The organism is Cupriavidus sp. 09_S30 (genome assembly GCF_056930435.1).
In genome coordinates, this window is the sequence record NZ_JBXOWI010000002.1 from 1186156 (window position 1) to 1205587 (window position 19432).

A 19432-nucleotide genomic window follows, 5' to 3' on the forward strand; every position below is an offset into this window, starting at 1 on the left:
TCACCGGCCCTCATGAAGCCGGCGTATTGTTGTGGCGATTGCTAAGTCAGTCTGCGGCAGCGAACAAAGCGGCCTCCATTCGTTGTCTCGCTCTGGGCCAGACTTCGGGATTCACAAGGCGCTCGGGCTTCTCGCCTGTGGCGAGCAGCTCCACAATTTGCGTAGCGGCCAGCGTAGCGTTTCTGCGACGGGCGTCATGCGTAACTCCCGCCGTGTGGAAGGTGGCTACGACGTTCTCGAGGGTCAGGAGCGGATGGCCTGGAGGAGGAGGTTCCCGGTCCCAGACGTCCAAACCGGCTCCGGCGAGGTGGCCGCTGGACAACGCTCCGTACAGGGCGGCCTCATCGTGAATGCCGCCACGAGCGGTACTGACGAAGATACTTCCGGGATGCATTGCCGCGAAGGCCTCGGCATTCATCATCCCCAAGGTGCTGGCGTCGCGTGGGCAGTGCAAAGACACGATGTCGGCTGAGCGCAGCAACTCGTCGAAAGAGACGAGCTCCGCTCCTCGCTTGCCCATCTCCTCACTATCGAGAAAGGGGTCACATCCAATCACGCGCATGCCGAAAGCGCGGCCGAGTGCTGCCGTACGGCTTCCCGCATGACCGACGCCGACCAGACCTAGCGTGCGTCCACGGAGTTCGTGGCCCATCAGGTCTTCGCGGCTGCCGGTGCTATGCGTTCTCATGCGACGGTCGGATTCGGCTATGCGTCGCATCACGGATAACATCAATCCCATCGCCATCTCGGCAACAGAATCAGCATTGCCGCCGGCCTGGTTCATCACGGCGACGCCTGCTGCCGTGCAAGCATCGATATCAATCGTGTCGCACCCAGACCCGCTTGATGACACCGCAAGGAGATTCGGGCAACGCGCGAGCAACTCCACGGTCGCGAACCAGCGGCGGGGCAATTCGTCCTTGGCGGCTGAAATCTGGTACACGTGCGCCTGGGACAGGCGTGCCCATGCCTCGTCGTCTGCGCCTTCGCGCTGGCATGTGTGCAGGCTGACGCCGGGTGCCTCGCTCACAATGCGATTAAAAGCTGGGTCGAGCCAGTGGTCGAAGCGCACCACCTGGCGCTGACTTTGAGTTTTTGTGATGGACTCGCTCACAGTACACCCTTGTCAGTCAGCGAGCGGTCCACCCAAGTGCGGTCCGCGCGACCCTGTGCAATCGATTCTAGAATTCCGGCTTCGATTCGCTGCACCTCTTCCACGCGGACCGCAATCGCTTCGGCTTCTTCGGCGGGAACGACTAGCAATCCATCACCATCACCGATAATCAGGTCGCCAGGCCGGACCACCATGCCGTCGATGCAGACCGGTACGTGCAGTTCACCCGGGCCGTCCTTATAGGGGCCACGGTGCGAGACGCCGCGTGCGTAAACCGGCAGGGGCTCCTTGCCAATCGTGTCACTGTCGCGAATCAAGCCATCGATGACAAAGCCGGCTGCTCCGCGCGAGATTGCGAGTGCAAGCATAATCTCGCCAATGATTGCATTGGGTCCCTCGCCACCTGCGTCCACCACGATAACGTCGCCGGGGCCCGAGAGGTCAATCGCTTTGTGGACCATGAGGTTGTCACCGGGACGCGTGCGAACGGTAAGCGCTCGTCCGACCAGGTTGCCGTCGCGACGATGAAACGGGCGCAGCCGACTGGTTCCAGTCGTGCGGCTCATCGCGTCGCTGACATTGGCGACTGGGAAATGCCTGTACCGTTCCATCAGCGAGGAACTGACGGTGTGTGTGGGATGTGGATGAATGCGAAAGCCATGCGGCGAGGTCATCGTTCGGGCTCCTGTGTGCCTGTGAGTGGCCTGTTGGAATGATTTGGCAGTTGCAACTTAATTCAGAAGAGGGCGCTGGATGCAATGCGCATCAACATCCGTAACTCGGGTTATGCCCAGCATGGCCAGGTCGCGAGAAATCTCGGCTTGCATCAAGCTGATGCCATGTGCAATGCCATGGCGGGAACCGACTGCCGCCGCATAGGCGAAGGGTCGTCCGATAAATACGCATCGGGCACCGAGGGCGAGCGCTTTGATGACATCGGTGCCGCGACGCACGCCGCTGTCGAGCATCACGGGCAGTTGCGGGACGGCTTCGACGATCTCAGGAAGGGCACGCATTGGCGCAATGGCGCCATCAAGCTGCCTACCACCGTGGTTCGAAACGATGATTCCGTCCACGCCATGCTGATGAGAAAGGCGCGCATCTTCTGCAGTCAGGATGCCCTTGACGACGAGCTGCCCACGCCAGCGGCGACGGATGGTGGCCAGGTGGTCCCATGCGAAATGGGCGCGGTCGGAGAAATCCCGCTCGACGTTGCGCGAGACAATGGGTGCGCCACGATGGGCGTAGGCGTTTTCGAAGTGCGGCACACCATGGCGCAGCAGGGTCCGGGCGAAGGTTCCAAGCAGCCAGCGCGGATGGGTGATTCCTTGCCAGGCAAGGGCTGCGCTGGGCCGCAGCGGCGTTGAGAAGCCCGCGCGCACGTTGTTTTCGCGGTTGCCCGCCACGGGCGTGTCCACCGTGATGACGAGCGTCTCGACTCGAGCCGCTTCAACGCGCGCCAGCAGGCCCTCGATATGGCGCATGTCACCGGGCAGGTAGGCCTGGAACCAAGTCCCGGGAGCGGTTTCCATAACCTCTTCGAGCCGAATCAGTGACGAACCGCTCATGATTGCCGGTACGGAGGCCTGGCAGGCTGCCTGTGCCATGATGATGTCCCCGTGGTATGCGAATAGCGCGGAGATGCCCATCGGGGCCAGACCGAACGGCGCGGCGTATTGATGGCCAAATAAGCTAAAGCTCAGGTCGCGAGTGGACACTCCCACCAGCACGCGTGGTCGCAGCGCGATTTCCTCGAACGACCTTCGGTTTTGGCTCAGGGAGATGTTGTCCTCGACCGCGCCGCTTACGTAGGCGTACAGCGGCTTGGGCAAACGCTTGCGAGCCAAAGGCTCGAAGTCCTTCAGCGACAGCACCTGCTGCCTGAGCCAGGCGGGCTCCTGCCCACTATGTGCTGTCAAAGCTGCTCCAACCGTCTCTTTACCACCGGCTTGAAGTGCTGAAGTCTGTGCGGCGTCGTCGATGGGAGCGGCTGACATGGAATCAATTGCTATGGTTTGGAGCAAATCTAGCAACCCGGACGCAATGAAAAAAGCGAAAAATAATGAAGATATAATTTCGCTTTTAGGAAAGTATCGGCAGTCGACCGATGGGAAACGCCATGACTCTCAAGCAACTCGAGGCTTTCTACTGGGCGGCAACTTGCGTCAACTTCACGGTGGCTGCGGAACGAGTCCACCTTTCCGTTTCATCGCTCTCCAAACGGATTGCCGAACTTGAAGCGTCTCTGGGTGTGGAGTTGTTCGATCGCAGTGGGCGAAGCGCCGAGCTGACCGCCCAGGGCGAGCAGATGCTGCCGCAGATTCGCGCGATGCTGCACGCCGCCGCGGAGCTGCGGCAATCGGCGGGGCAGCGTCATGGCTTGATTGGACGATGCCGTATTGGATTGGGGGAATTGAGCGGGCTAACTTGGTTGCCGAAGCTCGTGCGCGAAGTGTCGTCACGCCACCCGGGCCTGTTGCTGGAGCCCCATGTCGATATTGGCCAGGTCCTGGAGCAGCGTCTCCATGACGGGGAACTGGATATTGGGGTACTCGCAGGGCCGTCGACCCGGAGCAGCTTGGCAGCCGAGCGGATTGGTCAGGTGGATTTTGCGTGGGTCGCTAGCCAGTCGTTCCTCGAATTGGCTGCCACTGATGACCCGCGGGTGCTCATGGGAGAGCAGACATTGCTGACGCTCCCCGTTGGTGCGGGGGGGACACGGGTGCTCGACCAATGGCTGGCTCGCCGTGGACTTATGGTCGGCCGGCGTTTGATGTGCAATAGCTGGGGTGCGGTCGTTGGAATGCTGGTTGAAGGGCTTGGTTTCGGATTCGTTCCGAGGTTGTGGGCTGACGCGCTTGCCGAACGGGGTGCACTGCAAATTCTGCCGGATAGCGACGCGCTGGAGCCGCTCCACTATGTCGTGCAATGGCGTCGTGATGACACTCGGCCTTTGATTCTGGCGATGCGCGAGATAATCCGAGGCGCAATCGACTTCCAAGCTCCGCGTTGTTTCGTCTAGGCACAGCGTCAGCAACATCGGAGCACAGTCGCTACGCTATGCAAAGGCCCAGTGCTTTGACTGGCCGGACGAGTGGCCCAAATGAATGCTGAGCCCTTCTGCGTGCAGTTGATGTCCGAATCAAATCACCTTATCGCCAAGCCGGCCGTGTTCTTCCGGGCAGGTGGTGTCGTGCTGTGGCGTGTGGCTAGAGCTCAGCCTTCAGTAGAGGCGTATCACTGATACGGGCATTAGCGAATTCACGGGAAGCCAGTAATTCCGGAGGGACGGCAACACGGTCAACAGGTGTGAATCCAAGGCGGGAAAAATAGCCGGCCGCCGCCTTGGTTCCCACAACCAGAGTATCGATGCCACGCAAGCGGACATCGGCGACCAGTGCGGAAACCAGAAGAGAGGCGAGCCCCGCCCGCCTCGCGCGCTGGGCGACAGCGACCCCTCGCAACAGGCCGACCGTGTCACCGAACACCTCAATGCCGGCGCAGCCGAGGAGGCCCGTCTTGTCCCGGCTGATATGAAATTGCACTGCCTCGCTGCGTATCCCGCCGACGGGTAGTGAGCACGACCGAAGCAATGCTTCCACATCACGAAGGTCTGCGTTGGTCGCATGACGCGGCCTCATGGTATTACCTGTAGATCCAATGATTGATGACGAGCGCCTCGGCGTTCCAACTGTTCCCCACGCGCCTGGCGCCCGCGTATTCTAGTTGTCGTAGTCGTCATGCCAGCGCCGCCATTCGCGCCGGCGCTCCCGCCATTCATGCTCCCTCCATCGCTGCTCGCGCCATTCGCGCTCTCTCCAGGCGCGGGCCCGCCAGTCGTCATAGTAAGCCGGAGCCGCTACCACGGGCGCTGGCTGAACGACCACGGGGGCTGGCTCGTAGTAGACCGGCGGCGGGGCGACAACCGCTTGCACAGGGATGCCAATACCGATACCGACGTCCACCCGCGCCTCAGCCATGTTGGAGCCAAGCGCGGTAACGCCGACCAGAAGCAAGAGCGCTGCGGCCTTTCGCATGATTTTCTCCTTTTTTCTCTTGCAGGGACTCTAGGTCAACATGGTTCGACGGTGTATTAGCGGACTTGCACAGTGGTGACTTTCTGTAACGCGACATCGAGCCGCCAGGCGTCCGACTGGACTTTGCGGGCCCCAAAAAGGGAACCGAGGGCAAGCGAGCATCTTCAGCGCGGACCTGAGGTTGGATGACTTCCGAAAGGGCGAAGAGCCGTGTCAAGGGCGGAGGCGCACCCGCGCATGCTCGCGGCTTCGGCTTGCGTGTTTCAAATCTTACGGATTGTCACGAGTTCGGCGTCAACTCGGTTCGAGACAGTACCGTTTTTGCCTGTAAGCACGGCGCATTGCCGAGCTTCCAAAAATTCCTCAGGAGTTCACGTCATGAAGAAGCTGTTCGCTGCTCTCGCCTCTGCAGCCCTCGTCGGTACGGTTTTCGCGCAGACTGGTGTCCCAGCTTCCGCGACTCAGCCGCAAGCCGAGGCGACGAAGGACCAGGTAAAGGTCGTCAAGGAAAAGAGCGTTACGCAGGCAAAAGCCGACAAGAACAAGAAGAGTGTCGGGACGCAATCCGACGTAGCGAAGGCTAAAGCCAACGCGGGCCAAGAGAAGGCCGGCGCGAAAGCCGACGCCAACAAGTCTGCAGCCAAGGGTGCCCAACACAAGGCAAGCAAGATGGGGGCTACCAATACCGAGGCCGCTAAAGCGAAGGACGTGAAGAGCGATGCCGACCAAGCGAAGGTCAAGGCGGATGTCGCCAAGCCGGAGGCGCAGTCGGGCACAACGAAGGCTGTTGCCACCGCCAACGTAGATAAGACGAAGAAGCAGTAAGCCGCTCCCCCTCAAACGTTCGGGGGGCAGTCGCAGAGGCGGAAGCCATTGCGACGAAGCGCGAGTGCAGGAGCCTTGTGGAGAGGGCAAGAGGGCCAGTTGCTTGTAGGGCCGCTTGGCCTCTCCGTACTTATTCAAGAATGAAGGTCGCGCCATGAAAGCCATTCTCGCATTGCTCATAGCCGCATCTACCTTGCTCGGCGGGTGCGTCGTGGCGCCGTACGATGGCGGGTACTATGGTGGATATTATGGTCCGTACGGGTATGGGGGCTACAGACACCACGAACACCATTGGCACCATGGAGATGAAGACTAGGCCGAAGAGAAAGTATTGCTGCAGAGCCGGCGGTACGCATTGTAGTGCCGCACAGCAGCTTGTTTGTCGCCGCGCAGTTCACTCAAACGGGCCAGGTTGAAGTGGGCATCGGCGTAGCCTGGATTCAGCTTTAGACATTTTCTGTAGCCGCTTGCAGCGTCTGCATCGCGAGAAAGTTCTTCCAATACCACGGCCCGGTTGAAATGGAGCAAGCAATCGGCCGGGAAGTGTTCCAAGGCTATGTCGAACACATTCAACGCCTCCGCACATCGGCCGTTTTCAACCAGCAGGACGCCCAAATTTGTGTAAGCCTCGTAGTGTGGCACGGTCGACAATTCCAATGCTCTCCGATAGGCATGTGCTGAACCTTGCGGGTCGGACACGGCCAACTGCTCCGCGAGTGCGAACCATTCCTCTCCCTGCCGCCGACTTGTTGCACTGTCAGGCGCGCTGTCGAGAAACGCCACAGCACCACGAAGCGGGGCTACCTCGAAGTCAAGCAACAATTGCCCGGAATCGGCTTCCCACTGGTCGGGCCCCGATCGCACGGTAATCGTGTTGCCGACTGCTGAGATACGAATTCCCGTCAGCGGCAAGTCCCCGGGCAGCTTTGCTCGCAAACTGGCCAGGGAGCGAACAATCTTGCTCGACGATATGTTCGCCGCTTGCAGTTGATAAGCCGTGCGCAGCAGCACGGCATCTTGAAACGTGAAGCGGAGTTCGTTCCTGGGGCCACGGCTTGGGCTGACGAAGCCGGCCTCGATCAAGCCGGTCACAACTCTACGGGACACGCCGAGTAAAGACTGAAGGCTGCGTAGAGAGTAGTGATGCTCTGAATTGGGGCCCGTCACTTCCGAGCTCGTACTCGCGATGGAGCTTCATCGACTTTTGCCGCGCGCTTCACGCCCTTGCGCTCCTTCGATCCAAGGTCTGCGACTTCTTCGACAGGCGCTTTGGCCTTGGCCGCTGGTGGCTTGGCTTTGCTGCCACCCTTGGTCAAGCTTGCCCGCAACGCTTCCATCAGGTCGATCACTTGGCCACTTGTCGATACCTCGACCTGCTCGGGCGAGACAATCTGTTTGCCCGCAATCTTCGCGTCGATGGCCTGAAGGATGCGCTTCTTCTCTTCGTCTTCGTATTGCGCTGGGTCGTAGCTGTCCTCTGCCGCCTGGTCGATGATTTGCAGCGCCAGTTTCAACTCGGCGTCAGAGACATCAACCTGTTCGATGTGCAAGTCTTTGATCGACCGAACTTCGTCAGAGAACAGCAACTGCTGAAACACCAAGCCGTCCTCTTCCGGACGAATCTGCACCATATGCGTCTTGCCCTTTGACGCCCACTTTGCCAGCGCGCAGCGGCCACTCTTCTGCATGGCTTCTTTGAGCAAGTTGTAGGGCTTGCCGCCCCGCTTGTCGGGCGCGACGAAGTACGCCTTGTCGTAGAACAGTGGGTCGACCGTCTTCTCCGGAATGAACGCCACGATTTCGACCACATGGCTTGCGCTTTCCTCCAGCGCTTTCAGCTCATCCGGCGAGAACAGGACATAGCGGTCCTTATCAAACTCGTAGCCCTTCTGCAGGTCAGCACGCTCAACCACTTGACCGGTCTTCTCCGAAATGTACTGTTGCTTGGCGCGGGAGCCGTCCTTGCACATGTAGTTGAACTTGACGGCGCTCTCGCTCTCAGTGGCGGTGTATAGCTTGACCGGAATGGAGACCAGGCCGAAGGAAAGGGACAACGATGCGATGGAACGTGCGGGCATGAAATCCTCCATACAGGAGGTCGGCGAGGCGGGAAACTGGGCAGCCACTCATCACAGTGCCTTGGAGTCAGCTTAGCCGTTTCGATGCAGTCGTCAAAGTCTGTCGCGTCGACCAATACTCATGCCAGGGGTCCCCTGTCTGGAAGCTGAGGTACTCGCGTGCCGTCACGACTGTCCACTGCGCGCCACTTTTGAGCGACATCAGTTGCTCCCACGACACGGGCATTGACACCGCCATGCCAGGCCTTGCGCGGGCAGAGAACGCCGCGACGGTTGTCTGGCCAAGGCCGTTGCGAAGATAGTCGACAAACACTTTTCCCTTGCGGTGCGCCGGCCCCGCCGTTGCCGAAAACCGCTGGGGGATGGTTTTGGCGATGTGCTGGACGAAGGCTCGAGAGAAACCTTTCACGGTGTCGTAATCGAGCCTTGGCGTCAGTGGCACCACAATGTGCAGCCCCTTGCCGCCGCTGGTCTTCAGCCATGCCTTGAGGCCAAGCTCGGTCAGCAGCGTATGGACAAGGAGCGCCGCCTCCTGCATGTGTTGCCACTTCAAATCTTCGCCCGGGTCAAGGTCGAAGATGACCCTGTCGGGCTTGTCGAGGCGCTTGACCGTCGAGTTCCAGGTGTGGAATTCCACAACATTCATCTGTGCCGCCGACACAAGTGCATCAAGGGTGTCGACTGACAGCAAGGCCGGGTGCCCAGGCCACAGGCTCTGGTCATGTTCCTTGAGCCCTGGCATCCTGGTCTCCGGGTGCTTCTGATAGAACAATTCTCCCGCGATGCCGTCGGGCGCCCTCACTAAGGAGAGTGGCCGGCCTGCGAGGTGGGGCAGCATCCACTCAGCAACGCTTTCGTAGTAGCGGACCAGGTCGAGTTTAGTGAGCCCGGTTGACGGGTCGATGACCCGGTCGGGATTGCTGACCTTGACGGAGTGTGCCGCAGGTTTTGAAGCTAATGTCTCGATGGCTTCGCGGTGGATGTCGCTTGCCGGCTTGTCAGAGCGCAATCCTTTGAAAGACGCTTGTCGCACATGACCGTCGGGAGTCCACTCGGCGAAGGCAACCTCTGCCACCAGCGTTGGCTGGACCCAATGTTCGCTGCCCGCCGCGCGCTTCGACCAGCGCCCGGGCTTGACGGTTCTTGCGTCAAACGGTGCGGAAGGAACCTCAAGCGCGGTCAAGCGGGTCCACAGGTCGCAGCCGGTCTTTGCATCCCAACCTGTGCCGACATTACCGGCATAGCGGAGCTTGCCCCCAACGTGATAGCCCAGCAGCAAGCTGCCAACTTCCTGGGGCGATGCGCTTCGGTCAATGAAGCCGCAGATGACGAACTCTTGCCGAAGTCTGCATTTCGCCTTCAGCCATGTCTGAGTCCTTGTGGAGACGTAAGGGGCGTCGCGGCGTTTAAAAATCAAGCCTTCCATCCCAAGTTGGGATGCAGCCTGAAAGACCTGCGCCGGTGGCGCGTCGAAATGCTGGCTGATTCGAATCCGCGCGGTGGACTCGCCAATGAGCATCTCCAGAAGCGCCCGCCGGGAGTTCAGGGGCACTCTGCGCAAGTCCTTCCCATCCAGGTAGACGACATCGAAGAGGAAGTAAATGATGCTCTCATGGCGCGCCGAGTCGATGGCATTTTGCAAAGCACTGAAGTCTGGCAGGCCATCCTTGAGCACAACTATTTCACCGTCGAGCCAAGCGCTCGAGACGCTCAGGCTTTTCAATTCGGCTGCCAGGCCCTTCAGCTTGCTGGTCCAATCGTGGCCGCCGCGAGTGAAGAGCGTGACACGGCCGTTGTCTAGCCGTGTCAGCAGGCGGTAGCCATCGAACTTCGTCTCGACTATCCAATCGTCCCCCTTTGGCAGGGACGCCGCGAGAGTTGCGAGTTGCGGCTCGAGCTTTGTCGGCAGCTCGGCGGCCACTGCAAGGGTGAGGTCGATTTCCGGGCGTGCCTCAAGCGAAGGCCGAGGGCCGGATTTGGGTTCGCGTTCCTCGATCAAGCCAAGGGGCTTCTCGATCACACTGTCCGGCAGTGCTTTGATGACGTCATATTCGGCAAGGGATTGGGCCCACTCATCGCGCTTCTTGAAAAGCAGCCACTGGTCTTGCTTGTCTTCGGACTTCGAGATGCGCACCAGCTCCCATGCGCCGGCGAGCTTTTCGCCGTGAAGCTTGAAAACCAGCTTTCCATCTCTGACTCCCGCGCGTGGGTCGCCTGCCGGCTCCCACGTGCCACGGTCCCATACGAGCACCGTGCCAGCGCCATACTGTTTGGGTGGAATGGTGCCTTCAAAATTCGCATACTCGATTGGATGGTCTTCGACGTGGATGGCCATCCGTTTTTCCTGGGGGTCATAGCTCGGCCCCTTGGGCACGGCCCAGGACAGGAGGACTCCATCCAGCTCAAGGCGAAAGTCATAGTGCAGCCGGCCTGCCCAGTGCTTCTGGATGACGAAAGCGAGACATTTGTCTGGTGTCGAAAGGCCGGAAAGCTGGGGTGCAGGCTCGGTTGTGACACGGAAGTCACGCCTCTCTTGATAGTGAGCAAGCGGGGGGCGAGTCTTGTCGGAGCGGGCGACCATGACCTAGTCTATGGCGAGTCCAGGAGCGGCGCTAATGGGCCGATGCTCACCGAAGGGCGCGGCGCGGTCCCGTCCCCGGAACGGAGCGGCACGCCACTTATTTGGAGAGCTTCCATGCCAAGTCCCGCGCAACTTACCGGTTCCACTACACCCACTTCGCCCATCGACACCTTCAGCGTTACTGTGAAGGGGCAGGACATCAATAGGGTTCGGGTCTTCGTTACGGCAGACGGCAATGGCAGCCTGGGCGTGGCGAGCGACGGAAAGACCTATGAAATATATGAGGTGCCTGGCTCCGCTCTGGGCGCAATTTGCACGGTCAAATCGCTAAACCTGCCTTTTACATTAACGATCAGTCGAAGCGGGTCTATGCCATATCAATTTGTAAACCTGATTGTATGACTTTCAATATTCACTATTTGCTGTCGAAGTAAAAGGTACTCCGAAGTCGCGGTCATTCAAATTGAGGAAGAGCCAATTTGAGGTGTGGCGCGTTTTTGTGGGGGCATTGAACCAAATGGTGTCCGAATTTACACATATTCAATAGTAAGTGGTCGAACTCTTGTTTTTTATAAATTACTGAATTGAAAGGGGTTTTGTGCGGGTGTGCCAAGGGTGGTCGCCTGGGTTCTCATAATTCAGACCACCTTTGGGTTCGGTCGCGTGCCTTTGCACCTTGGGATGGCCCGCCAGGACAGCCAGCAGCCGGGCGTCGCTGGGGCCGGACAGCTTCAAGGTTCGGCGTGCTGACGATCAGAACCGTGTATGCAATGGAGGCAAAGCGGTGTATCTGTCATTGTAATTTCTACGTGCGATGACACCCGCGAGATCCGCATACGCCGCGCCCGCAAAAGCGAACATAACCCGACCGGTTTTGGGTGTCGAGGCACCTACTGCCAGCGATGGAAGGTCGAAATTGAACCCTAATGGCAGAGGAAATGCATTACGTTCGATCAGCGCCTGAGTCTGAGGCAGGTCGTCCGTTATCATATTAAATTTCGCCGACACAATGGCGCGAGAATCCCATGAGCGCCCAAGATCTACTGCGGAAACGAAAACGTCTTCCCTGGTCAAGCGAGCATCCAAGAAATTTAGATTTTCGGATGTGCCGGATACACTGCTAATGATTAACTGGCTATATTTTAATATAAATTCTGGAGTGGAGTTTGCATGGCATTCAATATTCTTGGCGGCGCAGAGATCGATGAAGTAGTCTCTTCCGCGGGGGCGTGGCTCGTATAGACAAACCATCTGGATCGTTGGATAGAGATCAAGAAGAGCGCGCAAATGCGCGACAGCCTGACGGCCGCCTCCTACGAATCCGATTATCTCCGGAGGGGGGCGCCTACTGAGCTCAAATGCTGCAAGCGATAGTGCAACTGTTCGCTCGATTGTTATTTCATCGCCATTCAGTACCTCTAGTGGTCGACCCGAGGATAGTTCGGATACGAGTATGGTTGAATGCGTTTGTTGGCTGCCGTTGGTATCAGAAGATGGTGCTAGCCCAATCCATTTGCAGATTGCAATGCCGTACGATTTTGAAGAGGCAATCAGCGATTGGAAGAAGTGGCCTTGGCTGATATAGATAGATTGTTTCGGCGGCATGACAATGCCGCCATTCGCTCGCTCGACGATAATCTTGTGAAGTACGTTTCTAATATTCATGATTGAGGCCGTCGATTCGTGGGGGCGCGCCAATGCGCCCCACGAGAAAAAGTAGTCTATGGTTGGGCGGATCTTTCTGCAATTGGGAGCCAACGCGATCTTTCAACCTTCAAGAACTCGGAAAATTTTTCTGATCCGGCTCCGACGAAGGACGCGCCTGTGTTTTCGACACGTCGTTTCCACTCGTCCGCATTGGCGGAAGAGGACATCGCTCGCGAAAGAATTTCTACAATCTTTTGGTCAGTACCCTTCGGGGCAAAAAGCCCGGTCCAGCCTACTGCCTCATAAGAGGAAAGCCCCGGCATCTCGGAAAGCGTTGGAATATTAGGATATGACTTGAGGCGGGTCTTTGTTGTTACGGCAAGGGCGCGCAGTTTTCCGCCTTCAATCATGGGTTTTGCCGCTGATAGATTATCAATCGCGAAGTCGACCTGTCCTCCAATCAGATCAACCAACGCAGGCGCGCTTCCCTTGTATGGCACGTGGGTCAGACGAATCCCGGTTAGATCCTTCAGTAGTTCGACGGCAAGATGCGGCGTGGACCCAGTGCCACCTGACCCATAAATGAGGCCATTGGGTTTTGCTTTTGCAGCGGCAATTAGATCCTGCACGCTGCGATATTGCGATGCGGAAGAGACAACCAGGACGTTCGGTACGCTTGAGAACCAGCCAATGGGAACAAAGTCCTTCTCTGGATCTAAGCCAGTGGTCGGGAACATTATCTTGTTCACGATCTGTGTGCCGACTGTGCCTACCAGTAGCGTATAACCATCTGGCGCAGCCTTGGCTGCACTGAGGGCGCCAATGCTTCCACCCGCGCCCGGGCGGTTATCTACGATCACGTCTGTCTTCAATCTATTCGTCAAGAGTTCTGCCATCTGGCGGGCCGCTGTGTCCGTGCCGCCACCCGCAGGAAATGGAACAATCAAGCGGATGACATGTCCCGGGTATTGAGTGCTTCCCGCTAAAACTGATGTGGAAAGAAGAGCGGCAACAGAGAATGCCGTGAGCAACCTAATAGTTTTCATGGTAATTAAGTATTGAGGATTGGATGGATGGGATCGCAAATTTCCATTCTTCCGCCACCATATCTCTGATAGCTTCTTCAGGCCGCCATATGGGCATACTTGTAATCCTTCGGCGGCACGAACGTTTCCTTGACCGTGCGCGGTGAAACCCAGCGCAGCAGGTTCAACGGGGAGCCAGCCTTGTCGTTGGTACCACTGCGGCGCGCGCCACCGAAGGGCTGCTGGCCGACCACGGCACCAGTGGGCTTGTCGTTGATATAGAAGTTGCCGGCTGCAAAACGGAGCCCGTCGGAAGCCTGCGCAATCGCCGTACGATCCGCGGCGAAGACGGCGCCGGTCAGCGCGTAGGGGCTCGTACTATCGACGAGCTTCAGGACGTCCGGCCATTGCTTGTCCGCATAGACATAGACGCTGAGCACAGGGCCGAACAGTTCGGTTTCCATCAGCACATGTCGCGGGTTGTCGACCTCAAGCACGGTCGGCTCGATGAAGTAGCCGACGCTGTCGTCCGCGCTGCCGCCGGCAAGGATCCGGACGGCGCTGTCCTTGGCGGCACGCTGCAGGTGAGCGTGGAGGCGGTCGAAGGACCGGCGGTCGATCACTGCCCCCATGAAGTTCGTGAAGTCGGTCACGTCCCCCATTCGGATCGTCTCAACCAGCGCCACCAGCCTCTCGCGCAGCCTCGGCCACAGGCTGGCCGGCACATATGCCCGCGACGCGGCGCTGCATTTCTGCCCTTGATACTCGAATGCACCGCGCAGCAGCGCCACGGCCAGCGCCTCGACGTCTGCCGAGGGATGCGCCAGCACAAAGTCCTTGCCACCGGTTTCGCCGACAAGGCGGGGATAGCTGCGGTAACGCGACACGTTGCGGCCGACTTCGGTCCAGAGCTTGTCGAATACCGCCGTCGAACCGGTGAAGTGGATGCCGGCCAGTTCCGGCCGCGCGAGCACGGCGCTGCTGACCGCCACCGGATCGCCCGGCAAGAAGTTGATCACGCCCCTGGGCAGGCCGGCGGCTTCGAGCAGTTCCATGAACAGGTAGTTCGACAGCGATGCCGTGGCCGCCGGCTTCCATACCACCGTGTTGCCCATCAGCGCGGGCGCGATGGCGAGATTGCCGCCGATGGCCGTGAAATTGAACGGTGTCACGGCGTAGACGAAGCCTTCCAGCGGGCGGTATTCGAGGTGGTTGCGCATGCCCGGCGACGAGATCGGCTGGCCGTTGGCCAGCTCGTGCGCGAACTGAACGTTGAAGCGCAGGAAGTCGATGAGCTCGCAGGCCGAGTCGATCTCCGCCTGGTACGCCGTCTTGCTCTGGCCGAGCATCGTCGCCGCGTTCAGCCTTGCGCGCCAGGGGCCGGAGAGCAGATCGGCGGCCTTGAGGAACACGGCAGAGCGTTCGGCCAGCGTGGCGCGGCTCCAGTCGCGCTGGGCCGCGATGGCGCTGTCGATGGCCGCCTGGATCGTGGCGGTGTCCGCGTTGTGGACCCGGCCGAGCAGGTTCGCGTGTGCGTGCGGCGCGAGCACGTCGCTGGTGTTGCCGCTGGCGATGCGCTCGCCGCCGGCGACCGCGGGAATGTCGAGGACACGGCCCTGCTGGACCTTCAGTTCGGCGGCCAGTGCGACCCGCTCCGGGCTGGCAGGCGCGTAAGAGAGCAAGGCTTCATTGGTGGCGTTGGGAAGAGGATGGATTGCCGACATGGTTGTTCGTTCCTGTTGGAAATGGGGTCTGCGCAGACGGTAAGGCTTCAGTGCGTGCGTTTCCACGCGGTGCTGACGTCACGGGAAAGAAGGTGCTTACGGATGCGCTCGCTCGGGGTCAGCTCGAAGCGATCGGTGTGCTGGAAATAGCGGGGCAACTGGTAGCTCGCCAGGCGGGGGCGGGCCCAGGCGACCAGGTCGCCCCAGTCGACGTTGTGCCCGTCGTTGAACTTCACGTAGAGCAGGATCTCTTGCTCGCCGACATCGGTAGCCACGCCCACGGCGGCCGAGGAATGGATGGCCGGATGGTCGGCGAATACCCGCTCGACCTCCCACGCCGAGACGTTCTCGCCGCGCACGCGCATGCTGTCGGTACGGCGGCCGACGAAGAAGAGGTCGCCGTCTGCATCCTGCCGCGCGGTGTCGCCCGTATGCAGGCGGCCGTCGCGCAACGCACCATGCGTCGCTTCGGGGTTGTCCAGGTAGCGCGGCAGGAATGCCCCCTCGATGTCGCTGGACAGGACGATCTCGCCGATCTTGCCCGGCGCGACCGGCTGGCCGTCCTCCCCAAGCAGGTCGACACGCAGCCATGGCAGGGGGCGTCCGATCGAGCCGGGCTTTCCCAATTCGTTGAGCGTCGCGAAGCTCGAACACTCTGTCATGCCGTAGCACTCGCGGATTTCGCACCGCAGGCGCGCGCGGATTGCCTCCCAATGGCCGCCGGCCACGCCGGCGCCCCATGCCACAGGAATGCGGGCATCGGCTGGCAGCGTGTTCTGCATCAGGATGTCGAGGATGCCCCCCAGGTAATGCAGGTGGGTGGCCTTGGCAGCCTCCCATTGCGGCCAGAAGCGGGATGCGGAGAAGCGCGCTACCAGGTGCAGTTCCGCCCGTTCGAGGAATGGGACCATCAGCATCTGCGCACCACCGATGTGGCACAGCGGTTCCCACACGAGGAGGCGGTCGCCCGCGCGGACGTTCGCTACCCGAAGGACAGCTTCGCTGGCGATCCGCATCATCCGGTGCGTGAACACGACGCCCTTGGGCGCGCCGGTCGTGCCGGATGTATAGATGATGCAAAGCGGGTCCCCGTGGGCGACGGGTACATCGACAAGCGGCGTCGGCTGCGCGGCGCCGCCGATCTGTGCCAACGGCACGCATGGCACCCCTTCCCGTGCAGCTTCGGCAATGGCCTCGCTGAATGCCGCCTCGGTTATGAGAAGGCTCGGCGCGGCGTGGTGCAGCATGTACTGCAGGCCGGCGGCACGCAGCCTGGTGTTGATGGGGATCCAGACCAGGCCAGACAAGATGAGCGCATAGATCAGAGCAACGTGGTCCGCCGAGTTCGACAACATGACCGCCACGTGGTCGCCCTGGCGCAGTCCGCGGCCGGCCAGCCAATGCTGCAGCGCGCCGACGCGCTCGCATAGCATGCCCCGGGTGACAGCGTCGCCTTCGAACGCGAAGACGATACGTTCAGGTTCGTGGCGCAGGCCCTCCCGGAGGATCGGCACGATATCGGTCGCGTCGTCGGTGACGCGCTGCGGGAAGTACTTGTGAAGCGGATTCATGGTTGGTCGATTCTGGATTTTAGGTACGAAGAAGCTGTGATCACGAGCGCCACGATCACGATCAGCGCCGTGGAGACCGCCGCCAATGTCGGCGTGACGGCAAGCTGGATGTCGTCCCACATTTGCTTAGGCAGGGTGGTGTTGATGCCGCCGCTGACGAAGATCGCTACAGTCAGGTCGTCGAACGACACCACGAATGCAAACAGGAACGCGGACACTAGGCTGGGCGTCATGAGCGGCAGCACCACGGTGCGCAGCCGCGCCCACGGCGAGGCGCCGAGGATCTGCGCGGCGTCGGCGAGTCGCCAGTCGAAACGCTTGAAGCCCGCCGACAGCGTGACGACCACGTACGGCACCGCCAGGACCGTATGGCCGATCACCAGGCCGAGGTCCGTGCCGGTCAAGCCGAACCGTGCGAACAAGTAGAGCAGCCCGATCGCCACCACGATCCGCGGCACGATCAGCGGGGCGATGAACATGGCGAACAGCGGTTTAGTCCACCGCGACGGGAGCCGCGTCAGGGCATAGGTCGCACCGAAGCCGAGCGTCAGCGCCAGCAAGGCCGTGCTGAATCCGACCGCCAGGGAGCGCGCAAGGGCGGCCTGCCAGACCGGCGACGACACGAAGGCCTCGAACCATTGCAGGCTGAATAGCTGGGGCGGCAGTGTGACAAAGGCGGTGCGCGAGAACGCGATCGGGATGACGACGGCCACCGGCAGGACCAGCAGCGCGACCACGGCGAGCGCGTAGAGTCGCAGCGGCGCTGCCGCCCTGGTGCGCGCTGTCGTGCCGGCCAGCGGGTCTGCCAGCAGGCCCAGCATGATCAGCAGGCCCATCAGCCGGCCAACCGAGGCCGAACCGCGGCGGCGCGGCGCTTCGCCTGCTAGGGAAGTCAGGCCGGCCAGGCGATCGTAGACGTAGAACACGACGATCGAGCACAGCAACAGTACCGTCGACAGCGCGCCGGCGAGGCGCAGGTCGAACAACTCCAGCACCGAGGAGATCACGAGCTGGGCGATCATGGTTTCGCGGGGGGAGCCCAGCAGGGACGGCACGATGAAGAAGCCCAGCGTCGTGATGAACACCAGCAGGCCGGCGGCAGCGATGCCGGGTGCGGACAGCGGCAGGAACACCGTGAAAAAGCCCGTTGCGCGCCCCGCGCCGAGGGTCTCGGCGGCCTGGCCCAGCTGGCTCTGAATCCCCTGCATGATCGGCAGCATCGTCAGCACGGCCAGCGGCAGCAGCGCGTGCACCATGCCCACCAGCACGCCCGCCAGGGATGGCACGATGCTGGAGCCGTCCGCGACCAGCCCGAGGGCCCCGGCCACCAGCGTCAGCGTACCGCTCTTGGACAGCAGGAGCATCCAGGCATACGTCTTGACGAGATAGCTCGTCCAGAACGGCAGCATGATCCACAGCAGCCAGCGGTCACGCGACTTGGCACCGAGCCGGCTGAGCAGGTAGGCGATGGGGTAGCCGGCGACCACGCAAAGCACGGCTGTCAGGCCGGAGATCCAGAACGTCGACCACAACACCTTCGCGTAAACCGGCGACGCTGCGATCCGCGAAAGCTGCGCGGTCGTCCACTCGCCTTCCGCCGAGGTGAAGCCGCCCCGCAGGATCTCCGCCACCGGGAGGAGAAAAAACGCCAGCAGGAACACAAGGGCCGGCAGCGCCGGCAGCCAGTTCCGGGACGGCCATGGCAGCCGTGGCAATGCGTCGGTCGGGCGGCGAGCCCGCATGGTTTGATCTTGCATCATGGCGTGCCTCATCGTTGCAGCAGGGTCGCGCCCTGCATGTCCCAATGCAGGCCGACCTGGTCGCCGACGCGGGGGCTCAGGCGCCGGCTGCAGCGCACGCTGACACGCCGGTCGTGTTCCAGCGCGACAATGGCGCGGGTCTCTGCCCCGAGGAAGATGAGTTCGGCAATGGTTCCGTCGAGCAGGCCCTGGCCTCGTGGCGTCAGCTCGACGGCTTCCGGGCGCACCAGCAGCCACGCCTTGCCGTCCGGCGCGGCGTCGTGCTGCCCGTCGCCGGAGAGCGGGAGCCTTTGCTTAGACGTGCGGAAGGCGCGCAGGCCGTCGAGGCCGGTCTCGATCTGCCCGTCAAGCAGGTTTGAATGGCCGATGAAGCCGGCGGCGAAGCAGGTCGCCGGCCGATCGTAGAGATCGGATGGCGTGCCGATCTGTTCGACGCGGGCCTGGTTCATCAGGCAGATGCGGTCGGACATGGTCAGAGCTTCATCCTGGTCGTGCGTCACGTAGATGAAGGTGGCCTTCAGTTCCGCGTGCAGATGGCGGATCTCGAGCTGCATGTGCTCGCGCAGCTTCTTGTCGAGCGCGCCAAGCGGCTCGTCGAGCAGGATCACCGACGGGCGATAGGCGAAGCAGCGGGCCAGCGCGATCCGCTGTTGCTGTCCGCCCGACAGTTCGCGCGGATAGCGGTGCGCGTAGTCGTCCATCCTGACCATCGCCAGCGCCGCGGCCACGGCGCGCTTCAGTTCGTCGGGCGACGTGCGGCGCATGCGCAGGCCGTAGGCGACGTTTTCCCACACGGTCATATGCGGGAACAGCGCGTAGTTCTGGAACACCATGCCGATGCCACGCTTGCCGGGAGGAGCGGCGGTGGCATCGGCGCCGTCGATCAGAAGCTTGCCGCCGCTGGGCGGCACGAGGCCGGAAATCATCTGCAGCAGCGTGGTCTTGCCGGAGCCAGAGGGGCCCAGCAGCGTCAGGAATTCGCCCGCCTTGACCTGCAGGTTGGTGGGCGCCAGCGCGGTGGTGTTGCCGTAGCGCTTGCTTATCCCGATGGTTTCGAGTTTGTAGCTCAT

Annotated in this window: 17 protein-coding genes; 3 read left to right on the plus strand and 14 right to left on the minus strand. The window is 61.0% G+C overall.

Features of this window, described 5'->3' with window-relative positions; genetic code table 11:
- Positions 1-46: 46 nt before the first annotated feature.
- From AC1Z3O_RS25490 to AC1Z3O_RS25500, 3 genes are read right to left on the minus strand one after another with little or no spacing between them, the layout of a single operon-like run.
- Positions 47-1114, minus strand: coding sequence for a hydroxyacid dehydrogenase (locus tag AC1Z3O_RS25490; RefSeq protein ID WP_483518702.1), 1068 nt, complete (start codon positions 1112-1114; stop codon positions 47-49).
- Positions 1111-1788, minus strand: a complete 678-nt coding sequence (locus AC1Z3O_RS25495) for an RraA family protein (RefSeq protein WP_483518704.1) — start codon at positions 1786-1788, stop codon at positions 1111-1113. Before AC1Z3O_RS25495 ends, AC1Z3O_RS25490 begins: the two co-directional genes overlap by 4 nt.
- Positions 1789-1845: 57 nt before the next feature.
- A complete protein-coding gene (locus AC1Z3O_RS25500) occupies positions 1846-2988 on the minus strand; it encodes an alpha-hydroxy acid oxidase (protein ID WP_483521992.1) in 1143 nt (380 codons plus the stop codon).
- A 245-nt stretch (positions 2989-3233) separates the two neighbouring features.
- Here AC1Z3O_RS25500 and AC1Z3O_RS25505 point away from each other — a divergent pair, with 245 nt between their 5' ends.
- The gene (locus AC1Z3O_RS25505; RefSeq protein WP_483518706.1) at positions 3234-4136 is read left to right on the plus strand and encodes a LysR family transcriptional regulator; all 903 of its coding nucleotides are present in this window, start codon (positions 3234-3236) and stop codon (positions 4134-4136) included.
- 187 nt (positions 4137-4323) lie between these two features.
- Here the strand turns inward: AC1Z3O_RS25505 and AC1Z3O_RS25510 are convergent, their stop codons facing one another.
- Complete coding sequence (locus AC1Z3O_RS25510; protein WP_483518708.1) at positions 4324-4659, minus strand: GNAT family N-acetyltransferase; 336 nt, start codon at positions 4657-4659, stop codon at positions 4324-4326.
- Positions 4660-4836: 177 nt separating this feature from the next.
- Positions 4837-5151: a hypothetical protein gene (locus AC1Z3O_RS25515; protein WP_483518710.1), complete on the minus strand. Its 315-nt coding sequence runs from the start codon at positions 5149-5151 to the stop codon at positions 4837-4839.
- A gap of 378 nt (positions 5152-5529) precedes the next feature.
- Here AC1Z3O_RS25515 and AC1Z3O_RS25520 point away from each other — a divergent pair, with 378 nt between their 5' ends.
- Positions 5530-5976 (plus strand): hypothetical protein, encoded by a 447-nt coding sequence (locus AC1Z3O_RS25520; protein ID WP_483518711.1) that lies wholly within the window; start codon positions 5530-5532, stop codon positions 5974-5976.
- A 312-nt stretch (positions 5977-6288) separates the two neighbouring features.
- Here AC1Z3O_RS25520 and AC1Z3O_RS25525 read toward each other — a convergent pair whose 3' ends face one another.
- The 3 genes from AC1Z3O_RS25525 to ligD all read right to left on the minus strand — a co-directional run bounded on the left by AC1Z3O_RS25525 (position 6289) and on the right by ligD (position 10635).
- Positions 6289-7143: a tetratricopeptide repeat protein gene (locus AC1Z3O_RS25525; RefSeq protein ID WP_483518713.1), complete on the minus strand. Its 855-nt coding sequence runs from the start codon at positions 7141-7143 to the stop codon at positions 6289-6291.
- A complete protein-coding gene (gene ku, locus AC1Z3O_RS25530; protein ID WP_483518714.1) occupies positions 7140-8054 on the minus strand; it encodes a non-homologous end joining protein Ku in 915 nt (304 codons plus the stop codon). Before ku ends, AC1Z3O_RS25525 begins: the two co-directional genes overlap by 4 nt.
- A 67-nt stretch (positions 8055-8121) precedes the next feature.
- Positions 8122-10635, minus strand: a complete 2514-nt coding sequence (gene ligD / locus AC1Z3O_RS25535) for a DNA ligase D (RefSeq protein ID WP_483518716.1) — start codon at positions 10633-10635, stop codon at positions 8122-8124.
- A gap of 114 nt (positions 10636-10749) precedes the next feature.
- On the opposite strand from ligD, the gene AC1Z3O_RS25540 reads away from it, so the two are divergent.
- Positions 10750-11037: a hypothetical protein gene (locus tag AC1Z3O_RS25540; protein ID WP_483518718.1), complete on the plus strand. Its 288-nt coding sequence runs from the start codon at positions 10750-10752 to the stop codon at positions 11035-11037.
- A gap of 351 nt (positions 11038-11388) precedes the next feature.
- Here the strand turns inward: AC1Z3O_RS25540 and AC1Z3O_RS25545 are convergent, their stop codons facing one another.
- The 6 genes from AC1Z3O_RS25545 to AC1Z3O_RS25570 all read right to left on the minus strand — a co-directional run bounded on the left by AC1Z3O_RS25545 (position 11389) and on the right by AC1Z3O_RS25570 (position 19432).
- The gene (locus AC1Z3O_RS25545; RefSeq protein WP_483518719.1) at positions 11389-12300 is read right to left on the minus strand and encodes a hypothetical protein; all 912 of its coding nucleotides are present in this window, start codon (positions 12298-12300) and stop codon (positions 11389-11391) included.
- 56 nt (positions 12301-12356) lie between these two features.
- Positions 12357-13328, minus strand: coding sequence for a Bug family tripartite tricarboxylate transporter substrate binding protein (locus tag AC1Z3O_RS25550; RefSeq protein WP_483518721.1), 972 nt, complete (start codon positions 13326-13328; stop codon positions 12357-12359).
- A gap of 77 nt (positions 13329-13405) precedes the next feature.
- A complete protein-coding gene (pruA, locus tag AC1Z3O_RS25555; RefSeq protein ID WP_483518723.1) occupies positions 13406-15031 on the minus strand; it encodes an L-glutamate gamma-semialdehyde dehydrogenase in 1626 nt (541 codons plus the stop codon).
- A gap of 47 nt (positions 15032-15078) precedes the next feature.
- A complete protein-coding gene (locus tag AC1Z3O_RS25560) occupies positions 15079-16602 on the minus strand; it encodes a class I adenylate-forming enzyme family protein (protein ID WP_483518725.1) in 1524 nt (507 codons plus the stop codon).
- Positions 16599-18362 (minus strand): ABC transporter permease subunit, encoded by a 1764-nt coding sequence (locus AC1Z3O_RS25565; protein ID WP_483518727.1) that lies wholly within the window; start codon positions 18360-18362, stop codon positions 16599-16601. Before AC1Z3O_RS25565 ends, AC1Z3O_RS25560 begins: the two co-directional genes overlap by 4 nt.
- Positions 18363-18370: 8 nt before the next feature.
- Positions 18371-19432: an ABC transporter ATP-binding protein gene (locus AC1Z3O_RS25570; RefSeq protein ID WP_483518729.1), complete on the minus strand. Its 1062-nt coding sequence runs from the start codon at positions 19430-19432 to the stop codon at positions 18371-18373.